This window comes from Rhodococcus sp. NPDC057135, assembly GCF_042670865.1.
GTDB lineage: Bacteria > Actinomycetota > Actinomycetes > Mycobacteriales > Mycobacteriaceae > Rhodococcus_F.
The window spans coordinates 187,575-203,501 of sequence record NZ_JBHUUU010000011.1 but is presented as its reverse complement, the minus strand read 5'-3'; the positions used below and the strand labels follow the sequence as shown (position 1 = coordinate 203,501).

The window sequence follows — 15,927 nt, the reverse complement described above, 5'->3', positions numbered from 1 at the left end:
TGCTACGGCACGTAGAACGATGCGACGCCTGGGGTGATCGTTCCGGCGACAGACAGGACAGCGACAGCGACTTGGCCGGTTCCGGTCTGAACGATCGCCTCTGCCGGGAATCCGTGCAGGCCGTCCGAGAGTCGGGCGGAACCGGAGGCCCCGGTCGAGAGATTCAGCCAGCGCACTTCGGACGAGAGCAGGCATCCCCACCGGTCTTCCTTGCCGCCGGTGATCGTCACCGTGCCGGGTTGGTCGCCGACCACGGCAACGCAGCGGACTGCGGGCGCGTCGAAGCTGCCGTTCGGGTTGCCGTAGGGCGCAGGGTTGACCTGGAATGGAATGGTCACCGCTGCAGATGCGAGCGCTACCGGCGTCAGAGCCGAAACGATCACGACAGATGCGCAGACGCTCAGCCGGCGAACGAGATTCATCACGAGAGACCTCCAATATCCAGGTTGTTCATTCCCCGACGCACAGCTCGGTTCTTCGTGTGCCCGGAACTCGTCCAGCAATGTCGTTTGTAGTGGCCACTTTCCAGCACTGTCGTGATCGAAGGGACAGCCTCACCATATCCGCTCGAATCGGAGAATTCAGAGATTGGCGATGATGCGATCGACGGTTGGGGCAGCGTCGATCAAAGGCGCGTTGTACTGAGTCGTCATCGGATATGGGTAGCGGCCTCAGATGCGTCCGTCACGAATCGTTGTGTGAACGCGGGAATCGTCAAGGGCGACGGAACCATCGATCCGAGGAAGGCGAGATCGTCCTTGCCGTAAAGGATTGCGGCGCCGGACTTGACAGTGTTCAGTTCCCCGAAAATGGGTGCGTCGCGGATGGATTGGGCGCTCTGCGACGGTGCCTGTACGACAATGATGTCCGCGTCGATCTCCCCGGCCAGTTCGTAAGACACATCGCCGACAAATTTGCCGCCGGTGCTCTCGTCCAAAGCTCGGATACCCGGTGACGGAAGGAGTCCCAGTTCCTGTATGAGCCCATTGCGGGGGTCGCCGGAGAGGTATGCCCAAATGCCTTCGGGGTGAACTTCGACAAAACTGAACGTTTTCCCGTCGAGTTCAGGGTGTGCCGTTCGAAGTTCTCCGATGCCGTTGGAGAGCTGTGCCTCGAGGTTTTCTGCTTTGTCGGTCATGCCTACTGCTCGGGCGACTGTGCGAAGTTGTAGGCGCCAGTCCAGTGTCCAGTCCCCACCGGGTGACCCGACAGTCGGCGCAATCCGACTCAGTTGTCGGTAGCTGTTTTCGCCGAGTGTTCCGTAGGTCATCAGAATCAAATCGGGGTCAAGGGCCGCGATCTGCTCGACGCTCTGGTCTCCATCCGGAAGAAAAGTCGTGACCGTCGCATCGACGTATGGTTCCACCCAGGGTTGAATACCGTCTTCGTTGGTTGCACCGAATCCGGGGTAGGTGGCAATTCCGACCGGGACGACCCCAAGGGCGTAGAGGATTTCGAAGTCAGTACTGCCCAATGCCACAATTCGCTTGGGGCGCGCGCTTATCGTCGTTTCACCGTAGAAATGCTCGATCGAGACAGGAAATGCCGTGTCGTCTCCTGCGCTGGAAGTCGCCGGAAGCGAATCCGGGGAGTTGTCGGAGTTTCCGCAACCTGCCAGTGACCAGAATGCTGCGATCAAAATGGCTACCACCACTGTCGCTCGTGAGCGCGGCCTGATCCGTGACACCTGAGTTCCTCTCGCACGGTGCGGGAAATCGCCCACACTCTCCGGAGAAGTTAGCCTTGCGTTACCTTGGTTACAATGCGTGAATTACGCCTTCGGTACCGGAGAAAGGTCACTTCAGTGGCAGAAATTCCGCATTATCTAGCCGGGGACACACAGGAATGACGCAAAGTATCGAAATTGCGTCAGATCGCGCTTTTTATGTGACGCGCGACATAGCGGCCGGAGTTTTGCACTTTCCGGCCCACCGCCACGACACCGACGAACTGATGTGGGCGCGTCGCGGTCGCCTCGAGGTCGTCGTTTCGGGCAATCGACTCAGCTTGCACCGGGGGCACCTGGCGTGGATACCGTCGAGGGAAGTACACGAGGCCACGTTGCTCGGCGACGGCGAGCTGCTTTGTTTGTTCGGGTCGACGGCGCTTCGACCACGTGGTGAACGGTGGGGACACGTACGCGTCGTCGCTGTCGGCGAATTGACCGCTGCGCTGTTGACACATCTGGAAGATTCCGATCGCCCTGCCACGGAGCGGGGGCGAAGCGTGGATCTTCTCTACGAACTGATCGACAACTCCGAGGAGCGAAAAGACACTCTCGCGATCCCCTCCGACGCTCGGGCATCAACCGTCGCGAACGCGCTCATCGCCGCCCCTTCCGATTCGCGGACGCTCGAGGATTGGGCGCGCAGTGTGGGCGCGAGCCCGAGAACGGTGGCAAGAACCTTCCAAACTGAGACCGGGATGTCCTTCGGTCGCTGGCGAACGACGGTTCGCGTACATGCCGCCATGGACCTGTTAGGGCAGGGCACGCCGGTACATGAGGTAGCGGCAGCCGTCGGATATTCGTCGACAAGTGCTTTCATCGAAATGTTTCACGCAACGGTTGGATCGACCCCGGCGGTATACGCCCGCAGCATCTTCGGGGATCCTCCCGCGTGACAACACATTGTGCATTTGGGCGTTGGGCACGGGTTCGACATCCAAGAGCCATGGGCGTTCTTGATTGTCGTGCCACACCGGGGGATGCTGCGGTGAGCGCCGCAATGCCTCGACCGTGACCGGGTGCTGTTTGAGCACCTCGCGTGCAGTGTCCCGCTGAATGGGCATTCGGACCCTACTGCGCCGCGACTGCCCTAGCGTTTGCGTCGATAAACCACGTGAAGGGATTCGTTCAATGGCTAAGAATCAGGCACCCCCCGCGACTCGAGCCCATGACATCGCTGTCGACCTGCTTGTGATCGGGTCCGGTACCGGCATGGCTGCAGCCCTTACCGCGAACGAGCTCGGCTTGTCCACGTTGATCGTGGAGAAGACGCAGTACGTGGGCGGTTCGACGGCGCGGTCCGGTGGGGCGTTTTGGATGCCTGCCAACCCGGTACTGGCGGAAGCCGGTGCAGGCGACACCATTGCGCGTGCGAAGACGTATGTGCATGCGGCGGTTGGTGATACGGCCCCCGCCGCACGTGGTGAGGCGTTCGTCGACAACAGCGCCGCCACGGTCGACATGCTCAGTCGCACGACGCCCATGAAGTTCTTCTGGGCCAAGGAGTACTCCGATTACCACCCCGAACTGCCGGGCGGTAGCGCCGCGGGCCGCACTTGCGAGTGCCAGCCGTTCGATGCGTCGGTACTCGGCGACGAACGTGGGCGCCTGCGCCCCGGCCTGATGGAAGCCGGGCTTCCGATGCCGGTCACTGGCGCGGACTACAAATGGATGAACCTGATGGTGAAGAAGCCGACCAAGGCTTTTCCGCGCATCATCCGCCGCTTGGCGCAGGGCGTTTACGGTAAGTACGTCCTCAAGCGTGAATACATCGCCGGCGGTCAGGCGCTCGCAGCAGGCCTGTTCGCCGGTGTGGTGCAAGCAGGTATCCCGGTGTGGACGGAGACGTCGTTGGTTCGGCTCGTCACCGAGGGCGACCGCGTGACCGGTGCGATCGTCGTACAGGACGGTCGCGAGGTGACGGTGACGGCCCGGCGCGGTGTCGTTCTGGCCGCCGGCGGGTTCGACCACAACATGGAGTGGCGCCACAAGTACCAGTCGGAGAGCCTCGGCGAGCACGAGAGCCTCGGTGCAGAGGGCAACATCGGCGAGGCGATCGAGGCTGCGCAGGAGTTGGGCGCCGGTATCGACTCGATGGACCAGTCGTGGTGGTTCCCCGCGGTGGCGAGCATCAAGGGACGACCGCCGATGGTGATGCTCGCGGAGCGCGCGCTGCCTGGCTCGTTCATCGTCGACCACACCGGCCGTCGGTTCGTGAACGAGGCAACCGACTACATGACGTTCGGTCAGCGCGTGCTCGAAAGGGAGAAGGCGGGCGACCCGGCCGAGTCCATGTGGTTCGTTTTCGACCAGGAGTACCGCAACAGTTACGTGTTCGCCGGCGGCATCTTCCCGCGTCAGCCCCTTCCACCGGCATTCTTCGAGTCCGGTATCGCGCACAAGGCGAGCAGTCCGGCCGAGCTTGCTCGCAAGGTCGGCCTCCCCGAGGACGCTTTTGCCGAGTCCTTCCAGAAGTTCAACGAGTCCGCCGCTGCCGGTAGCGATGCGGAATTCGGTCGCGGCGGTAGTGCATACGATCGCTACTACGGCGACCCGACAGTCTCCCCGAACCCGAACCTGAGGAAGCTCGACAAGAGTGCTCTCTACGCGGTGAAGATGACGCTCAGCGACCTCGGCACCTGCGGTGGCGTGCAGGCCGACGATCGCGCACGCGTGCTTCGCGAGGACGGCAGCGTCATCGACGGCCTGTACGCGATCGGCAATACCGCGGCCAACGCATTCGGACACTCTTACCCGGGCGCTGGCGCGACGATCGGCCAGGGGCTGGTTTACGGATACATCGCCGCGCACCACGCAGCAGAGCGGTAGCTCTACCGAACAACAGATCCTCCGAACGGGAGATCAGTGCACGTTCCGATACCGGGACACGCACTGGTCTCCCGTTCGACGTTCAGGTGACGACGAGGCGGGTGCAATTTCGACCGGTCGGGTCGACCTGGCAAAAACAGGTATGTATCCAGGTAGTTCAACCGTCGTGTGAAGCATCATGAAGCGACAGCGTATGGGGTGATTCTCATCCGCAACGCAAGGATCCGCATGTTCCACCCCAATCTCGACCGCCCGTGCCGACACCCGCCCTGTCGATCTGCGATCGAAACGCCTTCGGTTCGCCGCGGCGACATTCGTGGCCCACGATCAAGGATCGGTTCCCGCCCTGCCGCGAGTTGGCTCGCGATTTTGCCAGTGCTGTCACCAGTGCTGACGGAATAGTTTCCGGATCTGCTCTCCGTCCACCCGCGTGATATGTCCGCGGCGCACAGGATGAGCGCACCACAGTGTGGTCCGTGAGGCGGGCAAGCGCACTCAAGTGTTCGCTGTTGTGGCCGTTTCCGTGCCATGAACCGGGCCGTCGAAGATCCACGAGCTCGTCGGATTCTCGACATTTCGATCAGTACCCATGCGTCCCGCTGTCGCGAGAGCTGTCGCTCTGGTTATCACCGTGGCGCGTTCTGAAAAATTCACTCCAACGGGGTCGGTGCTGTCTGCCGTACAGCTCAGCACGTACCGAGTGCTGCCTGCGGGTAGAGGGTTGCACCTGCCCCGATCACATCAGTCAAGGAAAAAATGAGTAAGCACAGAAAACCCATGCGTTCCAACACAAAACGATTCATCGCCGTTACGGCGAGCGTGAGCGCTCTTGTGGGTGCCGGAGCGGTAGTCAATGCAGGTATCGCCGGTGCGCAAGGTTGGTCGGCGAGTTGTAACTGGGAGTGGCCGGTAGACGGGGCACTGTCACAGGGCTTCCATGCAGGACATGACGGCGTCGACTTCGCCGTGAACGTAGGCACCGTACTCCACGCACCGACGTCCGGCACGATTTCGGTTGCAGGACCGAACGATCCGGGTGGATACGGAACATACATCCAGTTGGAAGCGGACTCGGGCTCGCAGATTCAGATGGGTCACCTCTCCGAAACATGGGTCGGTGTGGGGCAGCATGTCGAGGTAGGCGATCAGATCGGGGCAACGGGCAACACCGGTAGCTCCACCGGACCACACTTGCATCTGCGGATTCACAGTGGTGGTGCCGTCGATCCCATGGGCTTCCTGAGTTCGGTTGGTGCGTGCGACACCGGCTCGAGCGTTGTTCCCGCACCTGCACCTGCGCCTGCACCTGCAACTGCACCCGAGCCTGAAGTGGCGCCCGAATCCGTGCCGGATCCGGTAGTCGAGTCTGCAACGTTCGAATCTTCACCAGCAGAGAGCATTTCGGAATCTGCTGCTCAGGCGTCGGGTGAAGTAGTGGTCGTCGCGGCCGGTGATACGTTGTTCGGCATCGGTGCCGGACGTGGGCTCACCTGGCAGCAGGTTTGGGACATGAACCCACAGATCGTCGATCCCGATCAGATCTTCGTGGGCGACGCAATCACTCTGTAAGAGAAGAGGATTCGAAACTGATCGAGGGTGGACGACTGATTCTCGATCAGGTTCAGTAGTTGCATTCATTCTGAATCCCAGTTGGTGTGCGAGAACTCTGCAGCCGGGCCGTCTTTGCGGCCCGGCTGGTTTCGTGCCCGCGATGTGCGCGTCAGGTCGACGATCCAGACGATCAGTGCTGCGGCAGCGTACCCGCCCCCGACGGCGCTCGCACCACTCCAACCCGCGGCATGGAAGACCGCAGTGGTGGAGATCGCTCCGATTGCACTGCCCAGCGAATAGAACACCATGTAGCTGCCGATGATGCGGCCCGACGATTCCGGCGCATGGGCGACGATCAGATTCTGACTTGTGACGTGTACAGCCTGGACGGCGAAGTCCAATGCAATCACGCCGACTGTGAGCAGAACAAGGGAGTGTGTAGCCTGCGCGCTCAACACCCACGAGAGTACGAGAACGATGAGGGACAAGCCTGTGACGCGTTGCGCCTTGCCTTCGTCTGCCCATCGGCCGGCGCTGATTGCACCCAGTGCGCCGACAAGTCCGGCTATGCCGAACAGCCCGATCTGTGTTGTGGACAACCGCCACGGTTCCTCGCTCAGTGGCAGGGCCATTCCGCTCCACAGTGCACCGAAGGACGCGAAGAGGAACAGGGTGATCAGTGCCCGGGTGCGGAATACTCGGTTCGTAGTTGTCAGCGTCACGACTGCCCCGACCGCCCGCATGTAGTTGCCCGTCTTCGGCCGTAGGCGCGTGGCGCCCCCCTGGCCGGAACAGGCTCGCACGTCTTTCGGCAACAGCGTCAAGGCGATTGCGGCGATCAGAAGAGAGGTGACTGCGGACCCCGAATAGACCGCGCGCCAGCCGGCCAGATCGGCAACCAGTCCCGCCACGGTGCGGGCGAGGATGATGCCCACCACGACGCCACTGGTGATGACGCCGATGTTTGTGCCCCGCTCCTCCGGGTGGCTGATCGCTGCGGCGTAGGCAACTATGACTTGGACGACAACTGAGAATGCGCCTGCGACGGTGATGCCGATCAACAGTTGAAGACCCGTGGTGGAAAATGCGACAAGCATCATTCCCGTTGCGGCAGCGCCTATCTGGAGAGCGATCAGTTTCCTGCGGTCCACCAGGTCGCTCAGTGGCACCAGCACAATCAGCCCTGCGAGGTAGCCGAGTTGGGCGAGTGCAACGACTAGTCCGAGACCGGCCGCTGGAAGTGACAGGTCCGCCCCGATTTGGCCGAGAAGTGGCTGTGCGTAGTAAATGTTTGCTACCGAGACCCCGCAGAGGACAGCCAAAAGGATGCGCAGTCTGTGAGGCATCCCGTGCCTGGTCGGCGCGGCCTCGTGCGCGGCATGATTGACCACTTTCACTCCATTTGGTTGCGTTTTGATACCATTTGAAGGCTATGTCATATCGGTTTCAAAACGCAACCAAAGAGGAACTTGATGGCTGATCGCATGCAGTGGACGGACTCTCACTGCCCGGTGGCTAGAACAGCCGACATCATCGGGGACCGCTGGTCGCTGCTGATCGTGCGAGATGCCTTCGACGGGGCGCGCAGATTCAGTCAGTTTCAGCGCAACCTCGGCATCGCGAAGAACATTCTGACCGACAGGCTGCGGAGCCTTGTCGAACAGGAAATCCTGGAGGTTCGAGCAAACGAACAGGGGACCAGGAACGAGTACGTCTTGACCGCACGTGGGGCGGATCTGTTCACCGTAATCGTGAGTTTGCGGCAGTGGGGCGAGCGCCACGCGTTCGACGACGGTGAACCATATTCGACGTTGGTCGACGACACGACGGGAGATCCAGTGCCGACGCTGCGCTTGGCCAATGCACAGGACATCGAACTCGATGTGGCAAATACGCACGTACGGAAGGTCGATCTCGATTGATTCCTCATTCAGCCGGACCGCTGTGAAGCGCTCCGAAATCAGTGCTCTGCGCCGCCGTTGGTCAGACGAGGATGTCGAGAATTTGCGGGCCCGGCTGCTTGATCAGTCGCGGATAGTCACACCACCTCACACGCTCACCTCGCCATGGGCGGAGACTGACGACGGGTTGGTGGATTTGCGTGGCCTGACGGCAGGTAGCGGTGGTATCGACATCAGATTCCTCACTCTGGAACGCATCGACCTGAGCTTCGTCAAGGGTGCACTGTCAGTCTTCGAGTCCGAACTATTCGACTGCCGTTTCGATTTCGCCGTGTTGACCGGACAGCCGCGCATCAATCGCCGATTCGAGCGATGCAGTTTTCGCGGTGCCACGCTCTCTCGCCTGGCCCTGGGGCCGAAGATCGTCGATTGCGATTTCACCGGAGCGAAAGCACTACGGCTCCGATCCGTGCCCAATACCGTGTTCGAGCGCTGTGCATTCGACGACACGGACCTGACCGGTGCGCAGTTCTCTGACACGTCTTTCGTGGATTGCACCTTCGGTGCCGCGCGATTCTCCCCATCCTCGAGCTTCCTGCGGTGCTCCTTCACCCGCACCGCCGTCGAGTTCTCCACGGCGAGTGTCTCGCGAACGACGAGCGACGGGGTCGAAGTGCCGGACCAATGGGTGGGTGAGACAGAAGCGGCCGTCGCGCTGGAGCGGTATGCCGCGCGCTACGCCCAAGCAGCTGACGCGGGAGAAGAGGGTGGCATGGGTCTTGACCCCGAAACTCAGGATCGATAGTTCGAGTTGGAAGCGGGGGAGCGTCGTCAGGTGATTCCGGCGAGCGCTTGCTCTCTGTCAAGGTCGCACGTTTGCTCTCTGCCAAGGTTGCACGTTTGTCTTAGAGTCTTGACCGTGAACACTCGCAGGGTCTCGTTCAGGACGGTGTTCGGTGGGCCGTCGATACCGCCCGACTTCATCGAGGAGTTGGCTCGGCTCCGGCACCAGCTGAGAGGTGTCGAGTTCCAATACGACTTCGATCTGTTCGTCGTCGGTGGAGACATCACGGTGGTGACCGACCCGACCGGACTTCGGGTTCCGCGCGTGTTTCTGGGGCGACGTACGACAACGGCGCAGATTCAGATGAACAGTGCCGACGTGATGAATGTTTCCGACCCGCGTGCATTCCTGTTCCAGACAATCCATTCGGCCATGGTGGAGTTGATCAGGCGAGTCGCCGCTCGCGACAACAACTTCGACGCGGACGACGAACTGCGGAAGATCGAGTTCTTGGTTCTGGAAGGTCTCGGAGAGCCCCAGTGACCACCCGCATTCTGTCAGCGTGGGCCAACCCGATTGTCAATGGCGAAAAAGCTTGCTCCCTGAAGGATAATTGGCGCCGAACACCATCGAGCCCGCGGCAGTTACCCGCACCTGGGCGTGCACGGCTGATTCTGAGCTCTCGACGTTGTCGAGGGTCGCAATCACGATGCGTTCCGACCGTCAAGGGAAGTCCGTACCCTCAGTTGCCCTTGCGTCTCGGCCAACCGAACCTCAGGATCGGCGATCACGACATTCAGGTGTCCATCGTGCGTTCGGAGGTGGATCTCACCGCTGTACTGGGTAATCCGAGTCCCATCGGGTTCATGACGATCTGCGACGAACGACCCGATCAGCTCGTCATCGTGTTCGACTAGGGCTAACCCGTATGAAATCTCACCAAGCGTTCGAACGTATTGCAGCAAGGACTCTTTCACTGACCACCTCAGCGGCGCGATGTCGCTGTGCTCTGTCGTTTCCCAGGCTTCTCAACGCTTTGTACCAGCAAACGATCGGATCTGAACGCAAACCGAAGACTGGACCACCCGGCGCTGGCCTTCTTACGACTCCGGTTGGTCGAGATTTGTTTCTCGTGATTAATTATCAGAAGAACTGCTGTTGTACTCGAGGCCCCCGAGAACGAGGTCGACGACTGATTCGACGTATTTGTCGGCGCGGGATTCGAACTCTTGGATTTTCGACATAGGGGTCATCAAGAAACGATGCTGGATTGTTCCTGCCACGGCATCGAGTATCAGAGCCGGCGACGTGCCTTTCGCGATCTCTCCGCGTTCGATTGCGCGAAAAATAATTTCACGTCCACCGATGATACTTTCATTGCGAAACTCAGCGATTTTGCCCTCGAATAGTTCTGGGAATATTTTTGCATCGATCATGGCGCGCATTCGTGCTGCGCCATGATCACCGAGCAACCGCTCTACCGCAACCTGGCCAATTGCCACCAGGTCTCCGCGAAGCGTTCCGGTGTCGAAGTCGGTGACTGTGTTTTTGCTGGACCGCAACGCGTCTGACATTATTTGTTCTTTCGTCTGCCATCGCCGGTAGAGGGCTGCTTTTCCGACCTTGGCGTGTCTCGCAATCAAGTCGAGATTCAGCCGGGCCCACCCGAGATCCCCGTACAGCTCCAGCGTCGCGGATAGAATTCGTGCTTCTATTTCCGGGTCGCTTGGTCGCCCACGGCCAGACGGTTGCGAGATGGCGCGTGACATGAACCCATCATGCCACGCGCCATCCCAGGAATCTCGAGGGTAACTCGTCAGGTTCTGGTCAGTAATGATGCAGCAGCGAAGTCTAGTCGGCTCACTTGCTCGAAGTTGAGGCTCGAGTTGAGATCGGATCGCGGGGTCGCGCAGAACCTTCGTATGTACAAGGTAGTCCGGTTTCGAGAATCCGAGGTGCCGGAGATTCTTCGGACTGCAGCAAAGAATCTCGCAGGCTCAAGATGATTCTCGGACCGGAATATTCGCCAATTGCTCCGGCACATCCGGTTGGTAGGCCTTTCCTCCGAGCTTGTTGAGAAATGGAACCAGCAGAAAAATCAGCACGCACACTCCGATACAGACGGACCACACAGTCAGGAACGCAGTCTCACTTGGTAGTTTTGATCCACTGATCACCATGCCGGACATGATCGCGGTAAACACCGCTCCGGCAGTTGCCCCGGCCACCGTTCGAGAAGTGTTGTACAAGGCACCCGCGATCCCGGAGTCTTCCGGACGTGCGCGAGAGATGACAAGTGCGGGAAGGAGTGCGACGAATAGTCCGATACCGATACCTCCGATCAAACCCATCGAAATGAAGCCAGTCAGGTTGTGTCGAAATGCGATCAACCCAACGAACCAAATGGAAAGCAGAAGGGCAGCTATCTGCAGCACCGTTCGAGTCCCGAGTCGTCGCGCGAGGCTGTCGGCGAGCGACGACGAAACCATAAGGGCGAGTGGTACGGGAGTTATCGCCAGCGCAATGCCCATCGAGTCGAGCCCAAACCCGTACCCGACGATGTCAGGTTTCGAGGCAAAATACAGTGTAGAAATGGTAGCAGCTCCGTAGAATTGCAATCCGAAAAGCCCAGTCAGCAATAGAAGGAATCCGACTCCGCCTTTCGTCAGTAAGGTCAAATCGACCAATGGGCTGCTGATTTTCTTCTCCATCACGACGAAGGCGGCTAGCAATGCCAAGCCGCCACCAATTGCCATCAGCACTGTGGGAGAGGTCCACCCCAGGTTGCTTCCATTGCTGATCCCGACGAGGAAGGCTGCGAGGCCGGTACCCAGCAGCGCAGAGCCTGTCCAGTCGATGGAACCTTTTGCACGAGAAGATGTTTCGGGAACAAACATTGCGATAGTTACAAGACTTACCAGTGCGAGTACGGCAGGCACAAAAAGGATGACGGTCAGATTGGCGTGAATGCCGAGAAGCCCGACCAATAGTGTCCCTGCAGCTGCTCCGGCGCCGAGGCACCCTACAAGTATCCCGATTGCGCGGCCTGAACTGGCGCCCGCGCGTTCTCGGAGAATTGCCAACTCGAGCGGAAGGAGTGCCCCCAGCGTTCCTTGGATGATTCTGCCCAACAAGAAGACCCCGAATGTCGGCGCTACCGCTGTAATGATCGTTCCGACGGAGACGGCGCCAAGCACAATCAGTACCATGCGCCGGTGGCCGTACTTGTCGCCCAGTTTGGCCAGCACGGGTACGCAGATGACGGTCGAGAGCAGGTATGAAGCCAATACCCAGTTCAGTTGTGCTGGGCTGACATCGAGCCTGTGTCCAATTTCCGGTAGAAGTGGGACATACCACGACTGCAGCATTCCGCTGGTGACTTCGGAAAATGCAAGGAATCCAACGGCGGCGAGTACTCCGACTTGGCGCGGAGACATCGCAAGATTCGACTGAATGTTCGGTTCGGTCACTGGCGCCTCTTGGTGGCGTATGAATTGCGGATTAGGTTGCTAGGCATCGGTTCTCGCGTCCTTCTGCTCAGGGGGTTCGGAGTGCGTAGAATTAGAGACGACTATCGTCCGCTGAACAGTATTGAGTGCATTATGGATGTGTCAAGACTCGCAATGTTGTTACCGGGAGGTAGTCATCGCAGGTGGTCGAACGGCAAAATCCCGACCGCCGGACATGCGTTCAACCCGTCAGGATCACAGGACAGAACGAGGGTCCTCCACGAATTCGTGTCACGGATCATCTGTCGGTCGTGTGTGGACACCACCACCGCAGCTTCGGTCGCGTCGAGGGCCTCGGTCAGCTCGTCGACGAGACGGATTGACAGATGATTGGTCGGCTCGTCGAGCAGTAACACGTGAGGACGGCGAGCGAGCGTGAGTGCGAGATCAAGTCTGCGTTGCTGGCCTATCGACAGTTCGCCGATCCGTTTGGACATCTCGTGTGGGCGCAGTAGTCCGATGGAAGACAACGACACTACCGCGCCGGCGGACAAGGCTCCGTCGGAGACCAATGTGTCCGTGTACGAACGGAAATGCTCTCCAACCTTGCACTGCAGGGGGAGTGTTGTTTCTTGACGTAGCAGTGCCACTCGCAGTCCCTCTGCTGTGTGGCGCCGCCCGGTCGTCGGATGCAGTTCTCCCGCAAGAATCGACAGGAGGGTGGATTTCCCGGATCCGTTCGGCCCAGTTACAACTTGTTTCGCGCGTCCACGGAGGCTCAGCGTCGTCGGCACGTGCAATCTGCCCTCCACGGTCACTTCCTGGACCGTCAGCAAGGATGCGCCGGGTCGAGTTTGCAGTTCTGGGAGGCGGAATCGTTGAAGAGGTTCGGGAACGGGTAGCAGCTTGGATTCCAAGGCTTCCTGGCGGCGGTGCACATTCTTGGCAAGACCACCGGACCGAGTAGCGCGTTGATGCTTGCCGGTTCCTTTCCCTGGTCGCCACCCGCTGACGAGTCGATTCTGTGCGTTGGTGAGATCCTCGAGGAGTCTGGCGGTCTTTGTCTTTTGCTGTTCGGAGTCCTGTTCCCACCTAGTCTGCTCGGATTCGCGTCCAGCCCGGTAACCGGCGTAGCCATCCCCGTATATGCGGGGGCGACCGTCCCGTGTCGGATCGAGATCCAGAATATGTTGGGCGACATCAGAAATGAGTGCGCGGTCGTGGCTTACGACAACTACTCCGCCAGCTCTGCTCCGAAGCTGTTCGGTCAAGTAGTTCACGCCTTCGCGGTCGAGATGGTTGGTGGGTTCGTCGAGCAGTAGAAAGTCGTGATCAGATCCCAACAGGCATGCAAGTCGAACTCTATGACGTTGTCCGACAGATAGTTCCGTCAGAAGGCGTGACCGCTCGGTAACCGCGCCGAGACCGCCGAGCGCGATGTTCACCCGTCGTTCGGCATTCCAAGCATCAAGTGCCTCGACCTGTTCGAGTGCAGTTGAATAGCGGTGGTCGGCCTCCGCGGTGCCAGATGCGAGCCTGTTCGATGCGATTTCGAATTCGTCCAGTGCCGCTAGGGCGTCGGCGATGGAGTCTCGTACGACTTGCCCGACTGTGCATTCGTCGGTGGTCGGCATTTCTTGCTCTGCCAGACCTAAAGTGCCGACCCGTGAGACGGTGCCGACGTCCGGTGTCAACTTTCCAGCCAACACGTGTAAGAGGGTGGACTTACCGCGGCCGTTCTCGCCTACCACCGCCCAGCGCGATTTCGGCGTCACAGTGAGGTCGATTCCGCTCAGTATCGTTGTGCCGCTGTCGATGACGGTGATGTCGGTGGCGGTGAGTTGCGCGCGCAGGCGTGCAGGAATGGTCGATGAATCAGGCATTTTTGCTCCCGAGGAGTGTGCGCGCTACCGAAATGGGTGCTGGTGCGCGCAAGTGAGTTGACGGAGACCGTGCGGGTCGGAAATCGCAGGTGCAGCCGACCGGGATCGCTCCCGAGGGTCGGCACGACTGAATGAATCCGTCACTCGAAGATCAAATGCATGCCGTCACGATAACAAGAAGCGGTGTCATGTGACTAGGAAAATGCCGCAGGTGGACTCCAGCTTCCTTTCGCCTGATTTGGTCGGACTGTTGTCACGTCTGGCACCGGTCACCGGCGACAGAAGACGCTTACAATTCTCGGCGGTGCGCGGTGGCGGTGACAAGAAGGTAGCGTTCCGCTGCGGCGTAGTCGGTGATCGATGTGCCGTCTGGCCCGGGGGTTTGGGCGATCAGGTCGAGGTAGCGGCGGCGATGGAGGTATGCGTCGGGCTGGGTCAACAGATACTCCGCGGCCGCGACGACCTCCGGACTCGGAGCGGCACGCATGAGCCGAGTACGGGCCGGCTGGTAGTCGGCTCGGGCGTTCTGGAGCGGTCCGATGGCGGTGTAGTGCCCGTCGCTGCGATCATCATTTCGGGCAGTGTTGTTCATACGGTGGCCTTGGTGTGTAGGAGATCGACGTTGCCGTTGTAGTAGTCGAGGACACGGTGATCCATGATCCGCCTCCACAACGGTGGTACGGCAGCGCACACGATCATCACCGCGTACCCGGCCGGCAGCTGCGGAGCGGTGGGAGCGCTGCGCAAGGATTGGTAGCGAAGTCGCGGATTCGCGTGATGGTCGCTGTGTCGTTGCAGCTGGTACAGGAACAAGTTGGACACGAGATGGTCGCTGTTCCAACTGTCTTCGGGTCTGGCTTTGACAAAGCTGCCGTCTTCTCTTCGTGCACGGAGCAATCCGTAGTGTTCGAGGTAGTTGGCCGCCTCGAGGAAAGTTATCCCGGCTAAGGCTTGCAGGAACAGCCAGGGCAGAATCTGCCACCCGAACACGATGATCAAAGTTCCGAACAGAGCGGCGCTGAGTGACCACGCCTGCACGATGCTGTTCCGAGGCGACAGTACCGGTGAACCTTGTCGGCGCAGACGTGCTGATTCGATCTGCCACCCCGATCTCAGACCTCCGAACGCACTGCGGGGGAGGAATATCCAGAAAGATTCCCCGAAACGGGCACTGGCCGGATCGCGAGGTGTCGCGACCTTGACGTGGTGACCGTGATTGTGCTCGATGTAGAAGTGTCCGTAGAAGGATTGAGCAAGAACGATTTTCGCCAACCGTCGCTCGTGGCGATTGTTCTTGTGGCCGAGTTCGTGTGCGGCATTGATGCCGACGCCTGCCACGACGCCGACGGTCATCGCCAGTGCGATCTTCTCTCCAGTTGCCATCGGGGCATACGACCAGCACCAGGCGGCGAAGACGAGACCCCCGTATTGCAGCGGCACGAACAGGTAGGTGCACCATCGGTAATAGCGGTCATCCTGCAATGCCGCGATCACATTGTCGGGCGGACTGTGGCCGTCGGGGCCGACTGCGACGTCGACGATCGGGATGACGAGAATCAGGATCCAAGCACCGGTCGCCCAGAACAGGCCGAGGTGCAAATGTTGGACGAGTAGCCAGGAAAGGAAGGGGCTCAGCGGGACCAGCAATCCCAACGGCCACCAGTAACGCTTCCGATCCCGCCATGCGAGCGTATCGGCACCGGTTTCGACGCTCGCACCAACGTCGTCTGTGTCTGTCATCGAGAGTTCGCGAGTAAGGACGAGTGGAACATGATCATTGCTCTCCAACTGTTCGTACAGAATT

At 59.9% G+C, this 15,927-nt stretch carries 15 protein-coding genes; 6 read left to right on the top strand and 9 right to left on the bottom strand.

Annotated elements, in window-relative coordinates; genetic code table 11:
* Positions 1 to 2 precede the first annotated feature (2 nt).
* Both ACFT1A_RS21565 and ACFT1A_RS21560 read right to left on the bottom strand, forming a co-directional pair.
* Positions 3 to 422 carry a hypothetical protein gene (locus ACFT1A_RS21565; protein ID WP_378448682.1) on the bottom strand — a complete coding sequence of 140 codons (420 nt, stop codon included), beginning with the start codon at positions 420 to 422 and terminating at the stop codon, positions 3 to 5.
* 227 nt (positions 423 to 649) lie between these two features.
* Entirely contained in the window at positions 650 to 1,654 is a 1,005-nt protein-coding gene (locus ACFT1A_RS21560) for an iron-siderophore ABC transporter substrate-binding protein (RefSeq protein ID WP_378448681.1), read from the bottom strand.
* Between the two features lie 191 nt (positions 1,655 to 1,845).
* On the opposite strand from ACFT1A_RS21560, the gene ACFT1A_RS21555 reads away from it, so the two are divergent.
* The 3 genes from ACFT1A_RS21555 (at position 1,846) to ACFT1A_RS21545 (ending at position 6,124) form a co-directional block, all read left to right on the top strand.
* Positions 1,846 to 2,622, top strand: a complete 777-nt coding sequence (locus tag ACFT1A_RS21555; RefSeq protein ID WP_378448680.1) for a helix-turn-helix domain-containing protein — start codon at positions 1,846 to 1,848, stop codon at positions 2,620 to 2,622.
* A 235-nt stretch (positions 2,623 to 2,857) separates the two neighbouring features.
* Entirely contained in the window at positions 2,858 to 4,555 is a 1,698-nt protein-coding gene (locus ACFT1A_RS21550) for a 3-ketosteroid-delta-1-dehydrogenase (protein ID WP_378448679.1), read from the top strand.
* Between the two features lie 777 nt (positions 4,556 to 5,332).
* Positions 5,333 to 6,124 (top strand): peptidoglycan DD-metalloendopeptidase family protein, encoded by a 792-nt coding sequence (locus tag ACFT1A_RS21545; RefSeq protein ID WP_378448678.1) that lies wholly within the window; start codon positions 5,333 to 5,335, stop codon positions 6,122 to 6,124.
* 65 nt (positions 6,125 to 6,189) lie between these two features.
* Here ACFT1A_RS21545 and ACFT1A_RS21540 read toward each other — a convergent pair whose 3' ends face one another.
* Entirely contained in the window at positions 6,190 to 7,497 is a 1,308-nt protein-coding gene (locus ACFT1A_RS21540) for an MFS transporter (protein ID WP_378448677.1), read from the bottom strand.
* Between the two features lie 81 nt (positions 7,498 to 7,578).
* Here ACFT1A_RS21540 and ACFT1A_RS21535 point away from each other — a divergent pair, with 81 nt between their 5' ends.
* The 3 genes from ACFT1A_RS21535 to ACFT1A_RS21525 all read left to right on the top strand — a co-directional run bounded on the left by ACFT1A_RS21535 (position 7,579) and on the right by ACFT1A_RS21525 (position 9,334).
* On the top strand, positions 7,579 to 8,028 hold the full coding sequence (locus tag ACFT1A_RS21535) for a winged helix-turn-helix transcriptional regulator (RefSeq protein ID WP_378448676.1): 450 nt from the start codon (positions 7,579 to 7,581) through the stop codon (positions 8,026 to 8,028).
* 22 nt (positions 8,029 to 8,050) lie between these two features.
* Positions 8,051 to 8,812 carry a pentapeptide repeat-containing protein gene (locus tag ACFT1A_RS21530; RefSeq protein ID WP_378448675.1) on the top strand — a complete coding sequence of 254 codons (762 nt, stop codon included), beginning with the start codon at positions 8,051 to 8,053 and terminating at the stop codon, positions 8,810 to 8,812.
* Positions 8,813 to 8,926: 114 nt separating this feature from the next.
* Entirely contained in the window at positions 8,927 to 9,334 is a 408-nt protein-coding gene (locus ACFT1A_RS21525) for a hypothetical protein (RefSeq protein WP_378448674.1), read from the top strand.
* A gap of 161 nt (positions 9,335 to 9,495) precedes the next feature.
* On the opposite strand, the gene ACFT1A_RS21520 is transcribed toward ACFT1A_RS21525, so the two are convergent.
* The 6 genes from ACFT1A_RS21520 to ACFT1A_RS21495 form a co-directional block, all read right to left on the bottom strand.
* Entirely contained in the window at positions 9,496 to 9,768 is a 273-nt protein-coding gene (locus ACFT1A_RS21520) for a hypothetical protein (protein WP_378448673.1), read from the bottom strand.
* Between the two features lie 159 nt (positions 9,769 to 9,927).
* Entirely contained in the window at positions 9,928 to 10,560 is a 633-nt protein-coding gene (locus ACFT1A_RS21515; RefSeq protein ID WP_378448672.1) for a TetR/AcrR family transcriptional regulator, read from the bottom strand.
* A gap of 228 nt (positions 10,561 to 10,788) precedes the next feature.
* Positions 10,789 to 12,228 carry an MFS transporter gene (locus tag ACFT1A_RS21510; protein ID WP_378448714.1) on the bottom strand — a complete coding sequence of 480 codons (1,440 nt, stop codon included), beginning with the start codon at positions 12,226 to 12,228 and terminating at the stop codon, positions 10,789 to 10,791.
* A 206-nt stretch (positions 12,229 to 12,434) separates the two neighbouring features.
* On the bottom strand, positions 12,435 to 14,123 hold the full coding sequence (locus ACFT1A_RS21505; protein ID WP_378448671.1) for an ABC-F family ATP-binding cassette domain-containing protein: 1,689 nt from the start codon (positions 14,121 to 14,123) through the stop codon (positions 12,435 to 12,437).
* A 289-nt stretch (positions 14,124 to 14,412) separates the two neighbouring features.
* Entirely contained in the window at positions 14,413 to 14,715 is a 303-nt protein-coding gene (locus ACFT1A_RS21500) for a hypothetical protein (RefSeq protein ID WP_378448670.1), read from the bottom strand.
* On the bottom strand, positions 14,712 to 15,863 hold the full coding sequence (locus ACFT1A_RS21495; protein WP_378448669.1) for an alkane 1-monooxygenase: 1,152 nt from the start codon (positions 15,861 to 15,863) through the stop codon (positions 14,712 to 14,714). The genes ACFT1A_RS21500 and ACFT1A_RS21495 overlap by 4 nt, the downstream gene beginning before the upstream one ends.
* Positions 15,864 to 15,927: the final 64 nt, after the last annotated feature.

What these genes read in the sequence shown, in the direction of transcription:
- ACFT1A_RS21505 (WP_378448671.1), bottom strand. Translation starts at nt 14,123, where the DNA reads ATGCCTGATTCATCGACCATTCCTGCACGCCTGCGCGCGCAACTCACC.
- ACFT1A_RS21495 (WP_378448669.1), bottom strand. Translation starts at nt 15,863, where the DNA reads ATGACAGACACAGACGACGTTGGTGCGAGCGTCGAAACCGGTGCCGAT.
- ACFT1A_RS21565 (WP_378448682.1), bottom strand. Translation starts at nt 422, where the DNA reads ATGAATCTCGTTCGCCGGCTGAGCGTCTGCGCATCTGTCGTGATCGTT.
- ACFT1A_RS21555 (WP_378448680.1), top strand. Translation starts at nt 1,846, where the DNA reads ATGACGCAAAGTATCGAAATTGCGTCAGATCGCGCTTTTTATGTGACG.
- ACFT1A_RS21545 (WP_378448678.1), top strand. Translation starts at nt 5,333, where the DNA reads ATGCGTTCCAACACAAAACGATTCATCGCCGTTACGGCGAGCGTGAGC.
- ACFT1A_RS21535 (WP_378448676.1), top strand. Translation starts at nt 7,579, where the DNA reads ATGGCTGATCGCATGCAGTGGACGGACTCTCACTGCCCGGTGGCTAGA.
- ACFT1A_RS21550 (WP_378448679.1), top strand. Translation starts at nt 2,858, where the DNA reads ATGGCTAAGAATCAGGCACCCCCCGCGACTCGAGCCCATGACATCGCT.
- ACFT1A_RS21500 (WP_378448670.1), bottom strand. Translation starts at nt 14,715, where the DNA reads ATGAACAACACTGCCCGAAATGATGATCGCAGCGACGGGCACTACACC.
- ACFT1A_RS21515 (WP_378448672.1), bottom strand. Translation starts at nt 10,560, where the DNA reads ATGTCACGCGCCATCTCGCAACCGTCTGGCCGTGGGCGACCAAGCGAC.
- ACFT1A_RS21510 (WP_378448714.1), bottom strand. Translation starts at nt 12,228, where the DNA reads ATGTCTCCGCGCCAAGTCGGAGTACTCGCCGCCGTTGGATTCCTTGCA.